The sequence below is a fragment of the Pseudomonas sp. PS01303 genome (genome assembly GCF_029959385.1).
In the GTDB taxonomy this organism is placed as follows: domain Bacteria; phylum Pseudomonadota; class Gammaproteobacteria; order Pseudomonadales; family Pseudomonadaceae; genus Aquipseudomonas; species Aquipseudomonas rustica.
Genome location: NZ_JASCPK010000009.1, coordinates 60,304 through 77,902, shown reverse-complemented (window position 1 = coordinate 77,902; position 17,599 = coordinate 60,304). Strand labels below are relative to the sequence as shown.

General features: G+C 58.0%; 12 protein-coding genes. 6 read left to right on the top strand and 6 right to left on the bottom strand.

Annotated elements, in window-relative coordinates; genetic code table 11:
* Positions 1 to 102: 102 nt before the first annotated feature.
* Positions 103 to 456, bottom strand: coding sequence for a hypothetical protein (locus tag QMX93_RS05895; RefSeq protein WP_282353518.1), 354 nt, complete (start codon positions 454 to 456; stop codon positions 103 to 105).
* Positions 457 to 739: 283 nt separating this feature from the next.
* On the opposite strand from QMX93_RS05895, the gene QMX93_RS05890 reads away from it, so the two are divergent.
* The 3 genes from QMX93_RS05890 (at position 740) to QMX93_RS05880 (ending at position 7,503) form a co-directional block, all read left to right on the top strand.
* Positions 740 to 1,000, top strand: a complete 261-nt coding sequence (locus tag QMX93_RS05890) for a hypothetical protein (protein ID WP_282353517.1) — start codon at positions 740 to 742, stop codon at positions 998 to 1,000.
* On the top strand, positions 946 to 2,127 hold the full coding sequence (locus QMX93_RS05885; protein WP_282353516.1) for a hypothetical protein: 1,182 nt from the start codon (positions 946 to 948) through the stop codon (positions 2,125 to 2,127). The genes QMX93_RS05890 and QMX93_RS05885 overlap by 55 nt, the downstream gene beginning before the upstream one ends.
* A 480-nt stretch (positions 2,128 to 2,607) precedes the next feature.
* Positions 2,608 to 7,503, top strand: a complete 4,896-nt coding sequence (locus tag QMX93_RS05880; RefSeq protein ID WP_282353515.1) for an NAD-glutamate dehydrogenase — start codon at positions 2,608 to 2,610, stop codon at positions 7,501 to 7,503.
* Positions 7,504 to 7,564: 61 nt separating this feature from the next.
* On the opposite strand, the gene QMX93_RS05875 is transcribed toward QMX93_RS05880, so the two are convergent.
* From QMX93_RS05875 to QMX93_RS05855, 5 genes are all read right to left on the bottom strand, one after another.
* Positions 7,565 to 8,863, bottom strand: coding sequence for a hypothetical protein (locus QMX93_RS05875; RefSeq protein WP_282353514.1), 1,299 nt, complete (start codon positions 8,861 to 8,863; stop codon positions 7,565 to 7,567).
* Between the two features lie 330 nt (positions 8,864 to 9,193).
* Positions 9,194 to 9,907, bottom strand: coding sequence for an ATPase (locus QMX93_RS05870; protein ID WP_282353513.1), 714 nt, complete (start codon positions 9,905 to 9,907; stop codon positions 9,194 to 9,196).
* Positions 9,908 to 10,136: 229 nt separating this feature from the next.
* Positions 10,137 to 10,538 carry a cupin domain-containing protein gene (locus QMX93_RS05865; protein ID WP_212546079.1) on the bottom strand — a complete coding sequence of 134 codons (402 nt, stop codon included), beginning with the start codon at positions 10,536 to 10,538 and terminating at the stop codon, positions 10,137 to 10,139.
* A gap of 193 nt (positions 10,539 to 10,731) precedes the next feature.
* Positions 10,732 to 11,025: a putative quinol monooxygenase gene (locus QMX93_RS05860; RefSeq protein ID WP_053121122.1), complete on the bottom strand. Its 294-nt coding sequence runs from the start codon at positions 11,023 to 11,025 to the stop codon at positions 10,732 to 10,734.
* A gap of 123 nt (positions 11,026 to 11,148) precedes the next feature.
* A complete protein-coding gene (locus tag QMX93_RS05855) occupies positions 11,149 to 12,582 on the bottom strand; it encodes a PLP-dependent aminotransferase family protein (protein WP_282353511.1) in 1,434 nt (477 codons plus the stop codon).
* Between the two features lie 297 nt (positions 12,583 to 12,879).
* On the opposite strand from QMX93_RS05855, the gene QMX93_RS05850 reads away from it, so the two are divergent.
* The 3 genes from QMX93_RS05850 (at position 12,880) to QMX93_RS05840 (ending at position 17,508) form a co-directional block, all read left to right on the top strand.
* Positions 12,880 to 13,320 carry a carboxymuconolactone decarboxylase family protein gene (locus tag QMX93_RS05850; protein ID WP_159811461.1) on the top strand — a complete coding sequence of 147 codons (441 nt, stop codon included), beginning with the start codon at positions 12,880 to 12,882 and terminating at the stop codon, positions 13,318 to 13,320.
* 431 nt (positions 13,321 to 13,751) lie between these two features.
* Positions 13,752 to 16,118, top strand: coding sequence for a TonB-dependent receptor (locus QMX93_RS05845; RefSeq protein ID WP_053121115.1), 2,367 nt, complete (start codon positions 13,752 to 13,754; stop codon positions 16,116 to 16,118).
* The gene (locus QMX93_RS05840) at positions 16,108 to 17,508 is read left to right on the top strand and encodes an APC family permease (protein WP_282353506.1); all 1,401 of its coding nucleotides are present in this window, start codon (positions 16,108 to 16,110) and stop codon (positions 17,506 to 17,508) included. Before QMX93_RS05845 ends, QMX93_RS05840 begins: the two co-directional genes overlap by 11 nt.
* Positions 17,509 to 17,599: the final 91 nt, after the last annotated feature.

Sequence of the window (17,599 nt, the reverse complement as noted above, 5' to 3'; positions counted from 1 at the left end):
CCTGTGCTGGCCCTATCGCGAGCAGGCTCACTCCTACAATGGATCGTCGTATACCGACCTGTAGGAGTGAGCCTGCTCGCGATGGGGCCAGTCCGGATACCATCACACCTCGTTAATAAACGTGCCAGTCCCATCCAGAATATTCGTCAACGTCTCGACAACCTCATCCAGATCAACCATATCCGGGTTAAAGCTGATCTCCAGCACATCATCCCCATTCAACGCATCAGCATCCGCCGCGCCGATTTCAATCTTCAGCAGCGTCGAGGTCAACGTGACCTTCACGCCGTCCAGCGTCGATGGCTCGCCGTCCAGGGTGATTTCCAGCTCATCCTCGTCCGGGTAGCGGCTCATCAGAAACATGTCGTCCTTGTCGCTGTGGCAGCAGAGCATGGCCATGTTGTCTTCTTCGTCGTCGCATGGGTTGACGATCAATAGGGCGGTGGTCATTTGCATGGGGAATTCCTGGGGGCTAACGAGGTAGACAGTGCGCAAAAAGTGCGATTTTGCCAGCCTGAGGGAAATTCTGCTGAAACATCGTCGAGTGCAGGGCTGTTCTTAAAGACTATTCCCAGAGTCGAGTAAGAAAAATCCGCTGTCCTCGTAGGGTTTTTGAGAAGAATAAAAATAGCGTGAATTGGAGGCCTTTTCGCTTGTTTTGGCGGATGTTTGCCGTCAGATTTTGCTGTTTGAACGCAACGGAGTGCGATGGCCAACATGCAAAAAAGGATGTCTTTTGATGAAGCGATATTTCCAATGGGCGCAAGAAATCAGTCATCTGTCCGAGGAACAGGTGGAACAGCTTTACCAGCGCTACCTCAACGGCGAAAAAACCGCCGACCTGATCGCCGAGTACAAACTGCCGGATACCGTACGCAGTGTGTTGAAAGTGCTGCCGCCGATCGTCAGTGCTGACCTGACATGCCCATATTGTGAATTGCCGATGTGGATGCACCGACCCTCACGCGGCATTCCCTGCGCAGTGCTTACAAATGTGTGAAGTGCGAGCATCAATACTTCACCGCCGGTGCGGGCTCGCGGCGCAGCGTGTGTGGTTGTGATGCCTGTGTCCGGCTGCGCAAACAGCAACTCGCCGATCAGGCCGAACGTGACCGCAGTGATCTGGCCGCGCGCTACGGTACGCCAAGCCCACCGGTACCCTTTGCCAGTCTTGGATTCCAGCAAAAAGTTGCTCTGCTGGCGTTGCTGGATGACGGCGGCCAAGGCGCAGGCGAACGCATTGCCGCGCTTGATGCTGAAATCAGAGGGGAAAAACTCACGTCCACTGACACTTTCAGTGAAGAGTTGGTGAAAGGTCTGCACGAGGCGGGCGCGTTGCAAGTCGATACGGCATCGGACATTCGAGCGTTCAATCGGGCCGACGAGTTCAGCATCAGCACGTATTCGGCCGTTTACTGGCGGGCCAACATCGCCCTGGACGAGGGCGTGCGCTGCACGCGCGATATGCTCTATCTGGCCCTGTACGAAGAGTTGTCCGGACCTGTACTGCCAGGGTGGAAACGTGAGTTGTACGCATTGATCTTCAGGCTCGCGCGGGAGGAATCCATTCAATACGTTCACCTGCAGGCCAATATGGTCGGTATGGCGTTCACCGCCGAAGCTCGCGCCGACTCAGTGATCGGCACATTGCTGCAGAACTTCTCGGTCAGCCAGATCTACTACTTCGCCAGAGTCGCGGTGAAAAGCGCTGCGCATTTCTATGCCACCGGCAACTCCAAGGGCCGCACTCACGCCTCCAACACCATTCCGCGCAACATGCAGAGCACCGCGCAATTAGCCCTGGCGGAGAACTGGCGCAAGGACAGCTACCGCGATACGCGCGTGCCGCAGCCGGCCATGACCCGCCTGCTTTACGACGTCGTGCTCAAAGACAGTGGTGCCGGTTTTGCCAAGTCGCCGGGGCTGTTCTGGCGAGACGAGTTTGTGCCTCGGTTTCTCACCGGTTCACCGGTCGCCGCACCGCAGGTCGACTATCCGCAGTTGTTCTGCCGCGAGTGCGACTCCAGCAATGTCGACGCCAGCATGGACAAATTGACCCTGCAGATGCAGTGCTACGACTGCGCCACCGTGAGCAAATTCCGGGCCTACGAAGAGTTGCCGGACTGATCCGTGTCAAAAGCCAGTGCTGAACCGGATGCCACGCTCAGGGTCGATAGAACGGCCCTGAGGGTTTTCGTTTCTGGATATGTAGCCGCCACGGGGCAGCGATTGGCACGAATGTCCCGTAAAACCGGGCATTCCCCCCGTCGTTTTCCGTCACGGCTGCTAGTGTTTACCGGTGCGAAAGCCTTCATTTACCTGCCTATGAACGAATATGTCGCAGCACCGCAAGCAGACACATTGTCGCAGCCATTAAGCTGCGCAACGGATGAGCACCCGTAAAGGCATTGTCGGCAAGCCTGGCAGTCGCTTTTGCAGATGCCCATTCAATGGAAGGTGAATGTGACCTGAGTGTCTCGTCCAGCTTCACCCACCTGTCCCCCTGTTTCCTCTGCCCGAGAATCAGGAACAGGGCGACACAAGCCCCGAAAGGGGTGTTGCACGCGACGCTTTCCATCAATAACAAGCTTAAGCGGAGTACCACAGATGGCGTTCTTCACCGCAGCCAGCAAAGCCGACTTCCAGCACCAACTGCAAGCGGCACTGGCGCAGCACATCAGTGAACAGGCACTGCCACAAGTGGCGCTGTTCGCTGAACAATTCTTCGGCATCATTTCTCTGGACGAGCTGACTCAACGTCGCCTCTCCGACCTCGCTGGCTGTACTCTCTCTGCGTGGCGCCTGCTTGAGCGCTTCGATCACGCGCAACCACAAGTGCGCGTTTACAACCCCGATTACGAGCGTCATGGCTGGCAGTCGACCCACACCGCGGTCGAAGTCCTGCACCACGACCTGCCATTCCTCGTCGACTCGGTTCGTACCGAACTGAACCGTCGCGGCTACAGCATCCACACCCTGCAAACCACCGTGCTCAGCGTGCGTCGTGGCAGCAAGGGCGAGTTGCTGGAAATCCTGCCGAAAGGCACCCAAGGCGACGGCATTCTGCAAGAGTCGTTGATGTACCTGGAAATCGACCGCTGCGCCAACGCGGCCGAACTGAATGTGCTGAGCAAAGAACTGGAACAGGTTCTCGGTGAAGTCCGCGTTGCGGTCGCCGATTTTGAGCCGATGAAAGCCAAGGTGCAGGAAATCCTCACCAAACTCGACAACAGCGCGTTCGCCGTCGATGCCGAAGAAAAGAACGAAATCAAAAGCTTCCTGGAATGGCTGGTGGGCAACCACTTCACCTTCCTCGGCTACGAAGAATTCGTGGTCACCGATCAAGCCGATGGCGGCCACATCGAGTACGACCAGAACTCCTTCCTCGGCCTGACCAAACTGCTGCGCACCGGCCTGACCTACGACGACCTGCGCATCGAAGACTACGCGGTGAACTACCTGCGCGAACCGACCTTGCTGTCGTTCGCCAAGGCTGCGCACCCGAGCCGTGTGCACCGTCCGGCCTACCCGGATTACGTGTCGATCCGTGAAATCGACGCCGACGGCAAAGTCATCAAAGAACACCGTTTCATGGGCCTGTACACCTCGTCGGTGTATGGCGAGAGCGTGCGGGTTATCCCGTTCATCCGCCGCAAGGTCGCCGAAATCGAACACCGCTCCGGCTTCCAGTCCAAGGCTCACTTGGGCAAGGAACTGGCGCAGGTACTCGAAGTGCTGCCGCGTGATGACCTGTTCCAGACCCCGGTCGACGAGCTGTTCAGCACCGTGATGTCGATCGTGCAGATCCAGGAACGCAACAAGATCCGCGTGTTCCTGCGCAAAGACCCGTACGGTCGTTTCTGCTACTGCCTGGCCTACGTGCCGCGCGACATCTATTCCACCGAAGTTCGCCAGAAGATCCAGCAAGTGCTGATGGAGCGCCTGAAGGCTTCCGACTGCGAATTCTGGACGTTCTTCTCCGAGTCCGTGCTGGCTCGCGTTCAGCTGATTCTGCGTGTCGACCCGAAAAACCGTCTCGACATCGATCCGCTGCTGCTGGAAAAAGAAGTCGTGCAAGCCTGCCGCAGCTGGCAGGACGATTACGCTGCGCTGACCGTCGAAAGCTTCGGCGAAGCCCACGGCACCAACGTGCTGGCGGACTTTCCGAAAGGCTTCCCGGCCGGTTACCGCGAGCGTTTCGCTGCGCATTCGGCTGTGGTCGACATGCAGCACCTGCTGAGCCTCAACGAAAAAAATCCGCTGGTGATGAGCTTCTATCAGCCGCTGGGCCAGGTCTCCGGCCAACGCGAACTGCATTGCAAGCTGTACCACGCCGACACGCCGCTGGCGCTGACCGACGTGCTGCCGATTCTGGAAAACCTCGGCCTGCGCGTGCTGGGTGAATTCCCGTACCGTCTGCGTCACACCAATGGCCGCGAGTTCTGGATTCACGACTTCGCCTTCACCGCCGCTGAAGGTCTGGATCTCGACATCCAGCAACTCAACGACACCCTGCAGGACGCCTTCGTCCACATCGTCCGTGGCGAAGCCGAGAACGATGCGTTCAACCGTCTGGTGCTGACTGCCGGCCTGCCTTGGCGCGACGTCGCACTGCTGCGCGCTTACGCTCGTTACCTGAAGCAGATTCGTCTGGGCTTCGATCTGGGTTACATCGCCAGCACCCTGAACAACCACACCGACATCGCTCGCGAGCTGACCCGGTTGTTCAAGACCCGCTTCTATCTGGCGCGCAAACTCAGCGACGACGATTTGGAAGACAAGCAACAGCGTCTGGAACAAGCGATTCTGACGGCACTGGACGACGTTCAGGTGCTCAACGAAGACCGCATCCTGCGTCGTTACCTCGACCTGATCAAAGCGACCCTGCGTACCAACTTCTATCAGACTGATGCCAACGGCCAGAACAAGTCGTACTTCAGCTTCAAGTTCAACCCGCACGCGATCCCTGAACTGCCGAAGCCAGTGCCGAAGTTCGAAATCTTCGTCTACTCGCCACGCGTTGAAGGCGTGCACCTGCGCTTCGGTAACGTCGCTCGTGGTGGTCTGCGCTGGTCCGACCGTGAAGAAGACTTCCGCACCGAAGTTCTTGGCCTGGTAAAAGCTCAACAAGTGAAGAACTCGGTCATCGTGCCAGTGGGCGCGAAGGGCGGCTTCCTGCCGCGTCGCCTGCCTCTGGGCGGCAGCCGTGACGAGATCGCCGCCGAGGGCATCGCCTGCTACCGCATCTTCATTTCCGGTCTGTTGGACATCACCGACAACCTGAAAGACGGCGCGCTGGTGCCGCCATTGAACGTGGTTCGCCACGACGATGACGACCCGTACCTGGTAGTGGCGGCGGACAAGGGCACTGCAACCTTCTCCGACATCGCCAACGGCATCGCCATCGACTACGGCTTCTGGCTGGGTGACGCGTTTGCGTCCGGTGGTTCGGCCGGTTACGACCACAAGAAAATGGGCATTACCGCCAAAGGCGCGTGGGTCGGCGTACAACGTCACTTCCGCGAGCGCGGCATCAATGTTCAAGAAGACAGCATCACTGTTGTCGGCGTCGGCGACATGGCCGGTGACGTGTTCGGTAACGGCCTGTTGATGTCCGACAAGCTGCAACTGGTCGCTGCCTTCAACCACCTGCACATTTTCATCGATCCAAACCCGAACCCGGCGACCAGCTTCGTCGAGCGTCAGCGCATGTTCGACCTGCCGCGTTCGGCCTGGACCGACTACGACACCAGCATCATGTCCGAAGGCGGCGGTATCTTCTCGCGCAGCGCGAAGAGCATCGCAATTTCCCCGCAGATGCAGGAACGCTTCGACATCAAGGCTGACAAGCTGACCCCGACTGAACTGCTGAATGCCTTGCTCAAGGCGCCAGTGGATCTGCTGTGGAACGGCGGTATCGGCACTTACGTCAAGGCCAGCACTGAAAGCCACGCCGATGTCGGCGACAAGGCCAACGATGCTCTGCGCGTGAACGGCAACGAGCTGCGCTGCAAAGTCGTGGGCGAGGGCGGTAACCTCGGCATGACCCAACTGGGTCGTGTGGAATTCGGTCTGAATGGCGGCGGTTCCAACACCGACTTCATCGACAACGCCGGTGGTGTGGACTGCTCCGACCACGAAGTGAACATCAAGATCCTGCTGAACGAAGTGGTTCAGGCCGGAGACATGACCGACAAGCAACGCAACCAGTTGCTGGCGAGCATGACCGACGAAGTCGGCAATCTGGTGCTGGGCAACAACTACAAGCAGACTCAGGCGCTGTCGCTGGCCGCGCGTCGTGCTTATGCGCGCATCGCTGAGTACAAGCGTCTGATGGGCGATCTGGAAGGCCGTGGCAAGCTGGATCGTGCCATCGAGTTCCTGCCGACCGAAGAGCAACTGGCCGAGCGCATTGCTGAGGGCCACGGTCTGACCCGTCCTGAGCTGTCGGTGCTGATCTCGTACAGCAAAATCGACCTCAAAGAGCAGCTGTTGGGCTCCTTGGTGCCGGACGACGATTACCTGACCCGCGACATGGAAACGGCTTTCCCGCCGACTCTGGTCAGCAAGTTCTCCGAAGCCATGCGTCGTCACCGTCTGAAGCGCGAGATCGTCAGCACCCAGATCGCCAACGACCTGGTCAACCACATGGGCATCACCTTCGTTCAACGACTCAAAGAGTCGACCGGCATGAGCCCGGCGAACGTCGCTGGCGCTTATGTGATCGTGCGCGACATCTTCCACCTCCCGCACTGGTTCCGTCAGATCGAAGCGCTGGACTATCAGGTTGCCGCTGACGTTCAACTGGAGCTGATGGACGAGCTGATGCGTCTGGGCCGCCGTGCTACACGCTGGTTCCTGCGTGCCCGTCGCAACGAGCAGAACGCTGCCCGTGACGTCGCGCATTTCGGTCCGCACCTGAAAGAGCTGGGCCTGAAACTCGACGAGCTGCTGAGCGGCGAAATCCGTGAAAACTGGCAGGCGCGTTATCAGGCGTACGTCGAAGCCGGTGTGCCGGAATTGCTGGCACGTATGGTGGCGGGCACCTCGCACCTGTACACCTTGCTGCCAATCATCGAAGCCTCCGACGTGACTGGCCAGAACCCTGCAGAAGTGGCGAAAGCCTACTTCGCCGTGGGCAGTGCGCTGGACATCACCTGGTACCTGCAACAGATCAGCGCGCTGCCGGTTGAAAACAACTGGCAAGCCCTGGCCCGTGAAGCGTTCCGTGATGATGTCGACTGGCAGCAACGCGCGATCACCATCTCCGTCCTGCAACAGGGCGACGGCACACTGGACGTGGAAGCACGTCTGGCGCTGTGGATGGATCAACACGAAAGCATGATCTCGCGCTGGCGCGCCATGCTGGTGGAAATCCGCGCTGCGAGCGGCACGGACTACGCCATGTACGCGGTGGCCAACCGTGAACTGCTGGACCTGGCGTTGAGCGGGCAAGCGGTAGTGCCTGCAGCGACGGCGAATGCCGAGCTTGAAACGGCATAAGTAAGCGCTGAATGAAAAAGCCCCGGTATCGTGAGATGCCGGGGCTTTTTCTTTTGGGATGCTAGATCAGTTCCGAGCAGCGGAAAAGGCATGTCCCATAGTTGTTATTGGGATCCGGGTAAGTCAGAGCACCTACGAGTACTTGGTTTAGCTGGATAGTCATGGAAAGTGCTTGGTCGAGAGAGTCTGACAAATCCACAAAAAGCATACCGTCGTTGCCAAAATCCGGAATCGCTTTGCCATTCCTGTCGAGCTTGGTAATGAAAATTTTTGTATTTGAGCCCTGCGTGTGTCCAACAACGACAATTTGCCCATCGTCCAGGGACACCGCCCCGCACGGCGTATTACCTGAGGGAGTGGAAATGACCAAGTGCTGGCCATGATTGAAGTCATCAATAAAGTTGCCCTTGGCATCGAGGCAGATGAGTGCGGTGGTTTGATACTCACCGGCGGGCATGATGTTTAAAACGGCAAGAATGTTGCCGTCATTTGTCTCAATGACTTGGCGAAGCTGGTCGAACCCGGACAGTTGGAATGTGGCGTATCCATTGGCGCCAAAGTCCTCAATCGGGGTGCCCTGTTCGTCGAAGCGCGCAATCATGATATGAGCTTTGTCCTCGACGTGGACAGTGCCTCCGACGACAAATGTACCGTCTTTGAGTTGGATCATTGATACAGCGCTAGCTCCGTTTGCAAGGTGCGTGATGACTACATAGCCCTTACCGTCACCAAACGTTTTATCCAATGATCCGTTCCTTTCAACCCTCATTAACATGCCGACCTCGTCATTCAGGTTGTATCGGTGATTGCCCAGCACCATGAGTTTCCCGTCGGGCAATTCGATGGTGCTGGCGTTTAGATCTGCTGAAGCAGCACTGCGTTGATTATTTTCCTCTTCAGACAATGTTTGTCCGGGCCAGGCAATCGGTTCGAGCACCGTGACACCACCTTTACCGAACGTCTTTACGGGCGTACCGTCAGGTTCAAAAAGAGCTAATCCACTCGCGCTTTGAGGCTCATCTTCAGCCGTGAACGCAGCGACACCTGTAAGTAATACTTGATGGTTTTTGAGCACCTGGACGCTTCTGCCATATGATTGATAGCCCAACGCAAACGCCCCGGAAACGAAGCCATTGTTGGCGAAACCCGAATCGTGTTTTCCATCGGCAGTCAGGCGCACCAACCCGAACTTGCCACTGACGCTGCACGCAACCAACAGCTTGTTGTCCGGCGCGACCGTGATGCTGTTCGGTGTGCCGTATTCACCCTCCGGAAAAATAATCGGCGCTCTACCTGTTCCATCAGCGCCGAAACCAGGATCGAGATATTCAACGTCGGTGTTGTTGATGTTGTTAGACATTTTTCTGCTCCTTGAAATATAGGGTCTCAGCGCTCGGCTACTGCTGCCACGAACCGACGGAGTTTGGGTATTTGAGGTCAGACCGGGGGCGGTGTCTACTGTCAGAGTTGACAGTAGACAGAGTTTATTTGTTGGGAGAACAGGCTACTCAGCCATTTGGAAATCAGAAATCCTGAACGAAAAAGACCCGGTATCTTGAGAGGCCGGGGCGTTTTTGTGTCTGCGGGTTTAGTGGTGCCTATTGCGGCCCTTTCGCGAGCAAGCCCGCTCCCACAGGAGGTACGCATTTCAAATGTGGGAGGGGGCTTGCTCGCGAAGAGGCCCTTACATTCAATACAACTTCTGAGCCGGTTTAGTATCAAGCATCGACACTTTATCCGCAGGCCGTGCGACTAAATTGTTGAGCGATTGGTCAAACTTTTGCAGCGCCCGAACTTGCACGTCTTGCTGCTGGTTAATATCGGCAACAATCTCTTCCGAACGTTTGAAGTCCGCCCACACCGGTGTCAGTTCTTTCGCTTCTGAACCTTTTGCCGTGCCGATGTAGTTCAATCCCGCATCATAAAAATCGGCACTCACGTCAGCCTTGATGTCGGAGCTGCGTGAGGTGATTAGCTGGCTGTGGGTGTCGACGATTGCGGTGACATCCGGTTTGGCTGCGCGCAGGCTCTGCATGTCCGGATACACCGTCACTGAACCGAACTGGCGTTGCAGGGAGGCGTTGACCCATTCCACCGCCATGTCCGGTTTCGAGCTGGCGACGTAGGCGTCGTGAATCGGCCGTACCAGCAGGCTCTGGCCGAAACCGGTGCCGGCGTTGGCTTGATAGTCGCGCAGGTATTCGCGGTTGCTCTGGGTGCTTGGGCTGTAGACCACGCCGAGTGAGACGCCGGGACCGCTTTTTACCTGAGTCGCGCTACTGCGACCGGTTGGATGCGGCAGCAGGGTATCGAGAGACGAGACTGCTTTTGGCGCCGTCGGCACTGAACAGGCGGAGAGGGCTAAAACCGATATCGCCAACATACTGGTGAACGCAAGTTTCATGGTGTTTCTCCCGTGAAACAACATCAGTCGGAAAGTTTAAAGTTGCCGTCAATGACGGCAGTTAATTCAGACTACCCCCGTCGCACGGCAAATAAGCTGACAATTTGCTGTCTGGTTTTGTATTGAATAGTTTTATTTGCTGTAAACCGATCCGGTTAATTGCATCGGGATATAAAAAGGCGCAAATCGGCAATTTGCGCCTTTTTATTTATGGCTGGCTAAACAACCATCAGTTTTTCAGCGGAATCAGCACTTGCTCATCCGGGGACAGCACCATGAACACCAGCAACTTGGCTGGCTTGGTTTGGCTGGCGTTTTTCGAGACCAAATGCTCGGAACCGGCCGGTTCGTACCAGAACTGACCTTTCTTATAGGTGATCGCCTGTTCGCCCTTGACCTGAGAGATCACTTCCCCTTCGAGCACGTAGGCCATCGCGGTGCCGTCGTGTTTGTGAGCGATGGAAGACTGGCCGGGTTTGTAGTCGACTTCGATCATCATGGCTTTTTTGCCGGGGGCGTTTTTCAGCATCTGGTCTTGCAGTACGGTGACTTTTTCCGAGGGGTCGTGGGCGAAGGCCGAGGTGGAGAGGGCCAGGGCGAGGGCGGCAGCGACAAGGTGCAGGGTTTTCATGGTGGATTACCGGTTGGGGGGTGGTTGGTAATCACAGTAGTCCGAGGGGCGGGGCAAGCAAACGGCCAATATTCGGGAAGATTGGGTGACCAATTACGGTTTGCACAAAAAGCAAAGATCGCAGCCTTCGGCAGCTCCTACAGTGAACGAATTCCAATGTAGGAGCTGCCGAAGGCTGCGATCTTTTGATTTTCTAAACAATGGGAAAACTGTTGAAGTCCACACTATTGGCCAGCCGGCTATCGATCAAGTCTATAAACCCCTGCGCTTCAGGCCGGTTGAAATGCGCCTGCATCGCCGCTTCCGACTGCCAGCGCGCACTGACAGTCCAGCGGTGGCTGTCCTCGGGGCAGCGGTCGACCAGGTAGGAATCGCAGCCCGGCGTTTCGCGCAGGGTTTCGACGATCCTCTGCAGTTGCTTGCCCAGCTCGTCAGAGCGGCCGGCAGCAGCCTGCACCTGCACCGTGTTGATCACTTCGTTGGACATTGCTCACACTCCTGAATCAGGCCGGACGAATCCTGCTCATTGAGGGATAACGCCTGTGCAGAATAGGCCTGCACCCGCCGATCACCAATAACCAATCGGCGGTTAATCCGTTAGGCCAATCGCTCAGGCGACTTGCTGGAGAATGTCGCGCAGGCGATCGAGGGCGATATCAATGTCCAGCGTCTCAATCGCACCGAAGCCAAAGTACAAACCATCACGCGGCATCTGCTGATAATAAAAGCCATTGATGGCGTAGAGACCGACTTCGACCTTTTTCGCCAGCTCGATCACCAGCGGCAGGTCGATCGGCACTTTGCAAAACACCGCCATGTGGAATCCGGCACTGGCCGGCACCGCATCAAGCCAAGGCGACAGATCGCTGGCCATGCGCGCCAGAATCCGTTCGCGGCGCTGCGCATAAATCGTGTGGCAGCGGCGAATATGCTTGAGCAAACAGCCCTCGGCGATGAACTTGGCCAGCGCCCATTGCGGCAGGGTGGACGCGTGCAAATCGGTGAGCTGCTTGGCGCGGATCACCGCTTCAAGGATCGCCGGCGGCAGAATTCCGTAGCCCAGGCGCAACTCGGGCAGCAAGGTTTTCGAGAAGGTGCCGACATACGCGACGAGACCGCGCTGGTCGAGGTTGTACAGCGAGTCAGTGGGCCGGCCTTCGTAGCGAAACTCGCTGTCGTAGTCGTCCTCAATGATGATTGCGCCGAGCTCATGCGCACGCACCAGCAAGGCTTCGCGGCGCGCCTGACTCATCGGCATGCCCAACGGAAACTGGTGCGATGGCGTCACGTAAATCAGCCGCGTGCCTTCGGGAATGTGTTCGACCTGAATGCCCTCGGCATCCACTGGAATACCGACCACGGGGGCGCCGTGCGTGCCGAACAGCAGGCGAGCTGGCGGATAGCCCGGGTCTTCCATCGCCACCAGACTGCCAGGACGCAGCAGCACGCGAGCGATCAGATCCAGCGCCTGCTGCGCGCCATTGCAGACCACGATGTCTTCGTCCTGACAGTTCACCCCACGAGAAAATGCGATGTGTCGGGCAATCGCGTTGCGCAGCGACGGCAAACCTTCGGCAACGCTGTAAAAGCCTTTCGACTGCGCCATCTGCCGCATCGCGTGAGCGACGCAACGACGCCAGTCATCCTGGGGAAACTGGCCCTTGCTGGTGGCGCCGCCAATGAAGTCGTAACGCAGCGAACCTTCCAGTGTCGGGTGCCGCAGGAATACCGGCAGATTGCGCCAGCTCTCGATCACCTCGGCGCTGGCCAGTTCGCTGTGACTTTGCTTGCGCTGAGCCTGCGCGGGGCGCGCGTTGACGTAGGTGCCTTTGCCGATGACGCCGGTGAGGTAGTTTTCGTAGGTCAGTTGCGCGTAGGTATCGGAGATGGTCTTGCGCGAGATCCCCAGCTGCTCGGCGAGCAAACGGCTGGGCGGCAGTTGCGTGCCAGCGGCCAGACGCCCGGATTCGATGGCGCCGCGCAGCTGTTGGTACAACTGACCGGCGAGATCCTTGCGGCCGTTGATCACGACATGAAGTTCCATACCGACGTGGCTCCGAGGCAATGTGAAGTGCTCGCCAGATTAGCGCTGTTGGGCGATTGGCAGAAGTTGCGCAGCACAAATACCCGAAATTGGCATAAACCCCTGTAGGAGCTGCCGAAGGCTGCGATCTCTTGATGTTGCTTTTTAAGATCAAGAGATCGCAGCCTTCGGCAGCTCCTACAAGGAGTTTGTGTTGAGCCCGCTATTGGTGTAGCACTTTTCCGTGGAATTGGGGCTGTAACCCTAGTCTCTCGGCGCTTACTTTGAAGTCTTTATTGCGGCTGCCGAGATCAAGCCATGTCCCCGCGTCTGGATTACTACAGCGCTTCACCCAAAGCGATGAAAGCGATGATTGCCATGGAGGCGCTGACTAGCAACTTGAGCATCGAACAGCCGTTGCTGCAACTGATCAAGATCCGCGCCTCGCAACTTAACGGCTGTGCGTTTTGCACGGATATGCATTCGGTCGAAGCCCGGCGTGCGGGGGAGAGTGACCGGCGTTTGTATGCGATTGCAGTGTGGCGTGACAGCGGGTTTTTCAATCCTCGAGAACGCGCGGCACTGGCCTGGGCGGAGGCGGTTACGTTGTTGGCCGAGAGCCATGTGCCGGATGACGTGTATCAGCAGGCGCGCGAGCAGTTTAACGAAGCGGAACTGGTCGACCTGACCATGGCCGTGACCACGATCAACAGCTGGAATCGCCTGGCAGTGAGTTTTCGGCAAACCCCGAGCGATTAGTAGCCCGCCACCTTTAAATCTGTAGGAGCAAAGCTTGCTCGCGAAAGCGGTGGTTCATCCAAAGATTATGTTGTCAGGAATGGCCTCTTCGCGAGCAAGCTCTGCTCCTACAAGGTTTCGGTAGGTTAGTTGTTGTTAGTTGGATTTAGTGTTGCCTGGGCAACACTTATGTTGCTCTAAGCACACTCCGCCAAGCCGATATAACCTAAGCGTTATTGGTTCTTTTGCCACAGCTCTCCGCTCGTCTAGCATCGGCCTCCAAGGGGAAAAGCTTACTTTTGGGGATCCTGCGTTCTATTTGCACTTTCCGATCTAACAGCCTTCGCTGCCTTCCTGTTTTATAAAACTACAGCAGACATTGCCGTGCACTGATTGCCGACGACTTATGGTTGGCAGGGCCGGGTATTAGCTGCGATTCAAGGAGCTGTTGCATGTATTACCGTTCGCGTTCATTACTCGCTGCTGCTGTGCTCACGTCCATCTGGCAACTTCCCGCGCAAGCTGACGATGAGGCCAAACTCGATACCGTACTGGTCACCGGCACACGCGGCACATCGCGCACCGTGCTGGATTCGCCAGTGCCGGTCGATGTGCTCACCGCCGATGACCTGAAAGCCGCCGGCGCGGCGGATGGCGAATTGGGCGCAGCGTTGCAGACGCTGTTGCCATCGTTCAGCCTGCCGCGCCAGTCCAACTCCGGCGGTGCCGACCATGTACGCGCCGCTCAACTGCGCGGCATGAGCCCGGATCAGGTTTTGGTGCTGGTCAACGGTAAACGCCGGCACACTTCGGCGGTGGTCAACGACTCCTCAAAAATCGGTCGCGGCACGGCGCCGGTGGATTTCAACTCAATCCCGATCAGCGCGATCAAACGCATCGAAGTGCTGCGTGACGGCGCCGGTGCGCAGTACGGCTCCGATGCGATTGCCGGGGTGATCAACATCATCCTCGACGACGCCCCCGAGGGCGGCGAAGTGACGACGAGCTACGGCGCCTATCACACCCATCAGGACGCGATCGGCAAAACCACCACCGACGGCCAGAACAGCGTGACCACCGCGAAGATCGGCACGCGCCTCGGCGAGGAGGGCGGCTTCATTCGCGGCGGCACCGAGTACAAGGATCGCAACCCGACCAATCGCGCCGGTTTCGACGGCTTCGACGACATCCCCAACCAGCGCAACTACGTGATGGGCGACGGCATCGCCCGCGACGTCAACCTGTGGTTCAACAGCGAACTGCCGCTGGCCGGCGGCAAGGCATACAGCTTCGGCACCTACAACCAGCGCCACACCACCGGCGCCGAATTCTATCGCTACCCGTACGAGCAGCCGCAGTTCTATCCCAACGGCTACCTGCCGCAATCGCTTGGCGACAACAAGGACGTCTCGGCCACCGCCGGTTTCAAAGGCATGATCGGCGACGACTGGGACTTCGACAGCAGCGTCACCCATGGCCGCAATCGCTTCGATGGATCGACCCGACGCACCCTCAACGTCAGTCTCGGTGAAGACTCTCCCACCGAGTTCGATACCGGCGATTACGAGTTGCGCCAGACCACGACCAACCTCGATTTCACTCGCGAACTGCGCCTCGGCGAACGCTCATTTGTGTTGGCCGTCGGCGGCGAATACCGCTACGAAAACTACCTGACTTACGCCGGTGACGCGGCTTCCTATGTCGGCTCCGGAGCCGATGGCGCCAATGGACTGCGCCCGAGCGAAGAGTCGGATCTGGATCGCAATGTGTTCGGCACTTACGCCGAGTTGTCCGGCGATCTCACCGACCGTTTCTTCGTCGACGCCGCCACGCGCTGGGAGCATTACGACGACGCCGGCAGCAAACTCACCGGCAAACTCAGTGGCCGCTACAAACTCACCGAGCAGTGGGCGGTGCGCGGCGCAGTGTCGAACAACTTCCGCGCGCCGTCTCTTGCGCAGAGCGGTTTCCAGAACACCACCAGCAACTTCGGCGACGGCGGCACGCTGACCGACATTCGCGTGCTCTCCGTCAACGATCCGATTGCCCGCGCATTGGGCGCAGAAAAACTTGATCCGGAAACCTCGAAAAACTTCAGCCTTGGCCTGACGTTCCAGTTGAACGAACGCTTCGATGCGTCGCTGGACGTGTTCCGCATCGACGTCAAAGACCGCATCACCCTGTCACAACGCATTGGCAGCGATGCGCTGGAAAATTACATCAATGACAACTTCGGCGTGGCCGGCATACATGACGTCAACTTCTTCACCAACGCCGCCGACACCAGCACCCACGGCGCCGAACTGGTGCTCAACTATCATCAGCCGTTCTACGAAGGGCAACTCGGCCTGACCACCGCGTACACCTACAACCACACCAAAGTCACCAGCACCAAAGGCACGCCGTCGCAATTGACCGCGCTGGGCATCGGCAATGACGCGCTGGTCGGCGTTGAAGAAACCAACACCTTGACCGACGCCGCGCCGAAGGATCGCTTCATCTTTTCCGCCAACTGGGCCAGCGAACATTGGGGCTTGCTCGGACGCCTGACACGTCAGGGCGAGACCACTCGTGTGTTCGATTTCGGTGATTCGCAACCGGAGCAGACCTACGGTGCGGTGTGGCAACTGGACGCTGAAGTCGCCTACAAATTCACCCCGAAATTCAACATCGCCGTCGGTGGCAATAACCTCACCGACAACTACCCGGAACGCTCCGGCTCGGCGATCAACTACGGCGGCAACTTGCCGTACGACGTGCTCTCACCAATCGGCACCAACGGCGCTTACTACTACGCTCGCGCCACGTATGGTTTCTAACGCCGGGCCGGGGCGGCATCTGCCGGTGTTCCAGGCGCTGCTGATTACGCTGGGCATGGTGATCACCACCGACATCCTGAAAACCGCGCCGACCGTGGCGCTCAATGTCGGGCCCGAGCACTTCTACCTGGTGTGGGTGCTTGGCGGCGTGGCGTCGATGATCGGCGCGCTGTGCTTTGCGGAAATGGCCACGGCGTTTCCGCATCCCGGCGGCGATTACCATTTTCTGCGCACGGCGTATGGCGAGCGCATGGGGTTTCTGTTCGCGTGGTCGCGGTTTTCGGTGATGCACACCGGGTGGATTGCGTTGTCGGCGTTTATGTTTGCCGATTACGTGAATGCGGTGGTGCCGTTGGGACAGTATGGATCGGGGCTGTTTGCCGGGGCGGTGATCGCGGCGTTGGTGCTGCTGAATCTGACGGGCAAGCACATCGGTTTCATCACGCAGACATTGCTGGTTGGCTTGCTCGCGTTAGGCTTTTTGAGCATCGCCAGCGCGGGTGTTTTTCTGGCTTGGCAAGGGGTTGAACCGCCGGTGCCAAGCTCGGCGGTATTGCCGGAAAATACCGGTATGGCCGGGTTTTCGGCGGCGATGATTTTTGTGTTTCTGGCGTTCGGCGGCTGGAGTGATGCGGCGACGTTATCGGCGGAAGTGCGCGATGGTCGGCGGGGAATTTTCATCGCCATGATCGGCGCGCTGACGGTGTTGATGATTATCTATCTGGCGCTGAATTGGGCGTTTGTTCAGGGGCTGGGATTTGCCGGATTGGCGGCGAGCAATGCGCCGGCGGTTGAACTGCTCAACCGCGCTTTTGGCGCGCCCGGGGTCATGCTGATTTTGCTGATGGTGGGGATTGCGGCGATCGCCACGATCAATTCGACGTTGTTGGTCGGCGCGCGGACTACCTACGCCGCTGCTCGCGATGTACCGCAGTTGCGCAGTTTTGGTGATTGGGATGATCGCCATGGGGTGCCGCGCAAAGCGTTGCTGGCGGAGGGCGCGGTGGCGCTGTTGCTGGTGATGTTCGGCAGTTTTACCCAGAGCGGGTTTAACACCATGGTCGAGTACCTGACCCCGGTGTATTGGTTGTTTTTGAGTTTGAGCAGTGTCGCGTTGATCATATTGCGGCGGCGGTTTCCGCACGTGCCGAGGCCGGTGCGGGTGCCGTTGTATCCGCTGTTGCCGTTGCTGTTTTTTGGGTTGTGCCTGTACATGCTGTATTCCAGCGTGACGGTGGTTGGGTATGGAGCGTTTTTGGGGATTGGTGTTCTTTTGGTTGGCGCGGTGGTTTTGGCCGGGTTGAGTCGCTTAACGGCAAACCCTCACCCCAGCCCTCTCCCAAAGGGAGAGGGGGCCGACCGAGTTGTCTTGAGTGATACATCGACCTGAAAAACCGAGGCGATTATGGATTTTGTAAGGCATGTTCAGCAGACCGAGTCGATGCTGGATTCGCCAAAGCACGTCCAAGTCGGCGAACCCC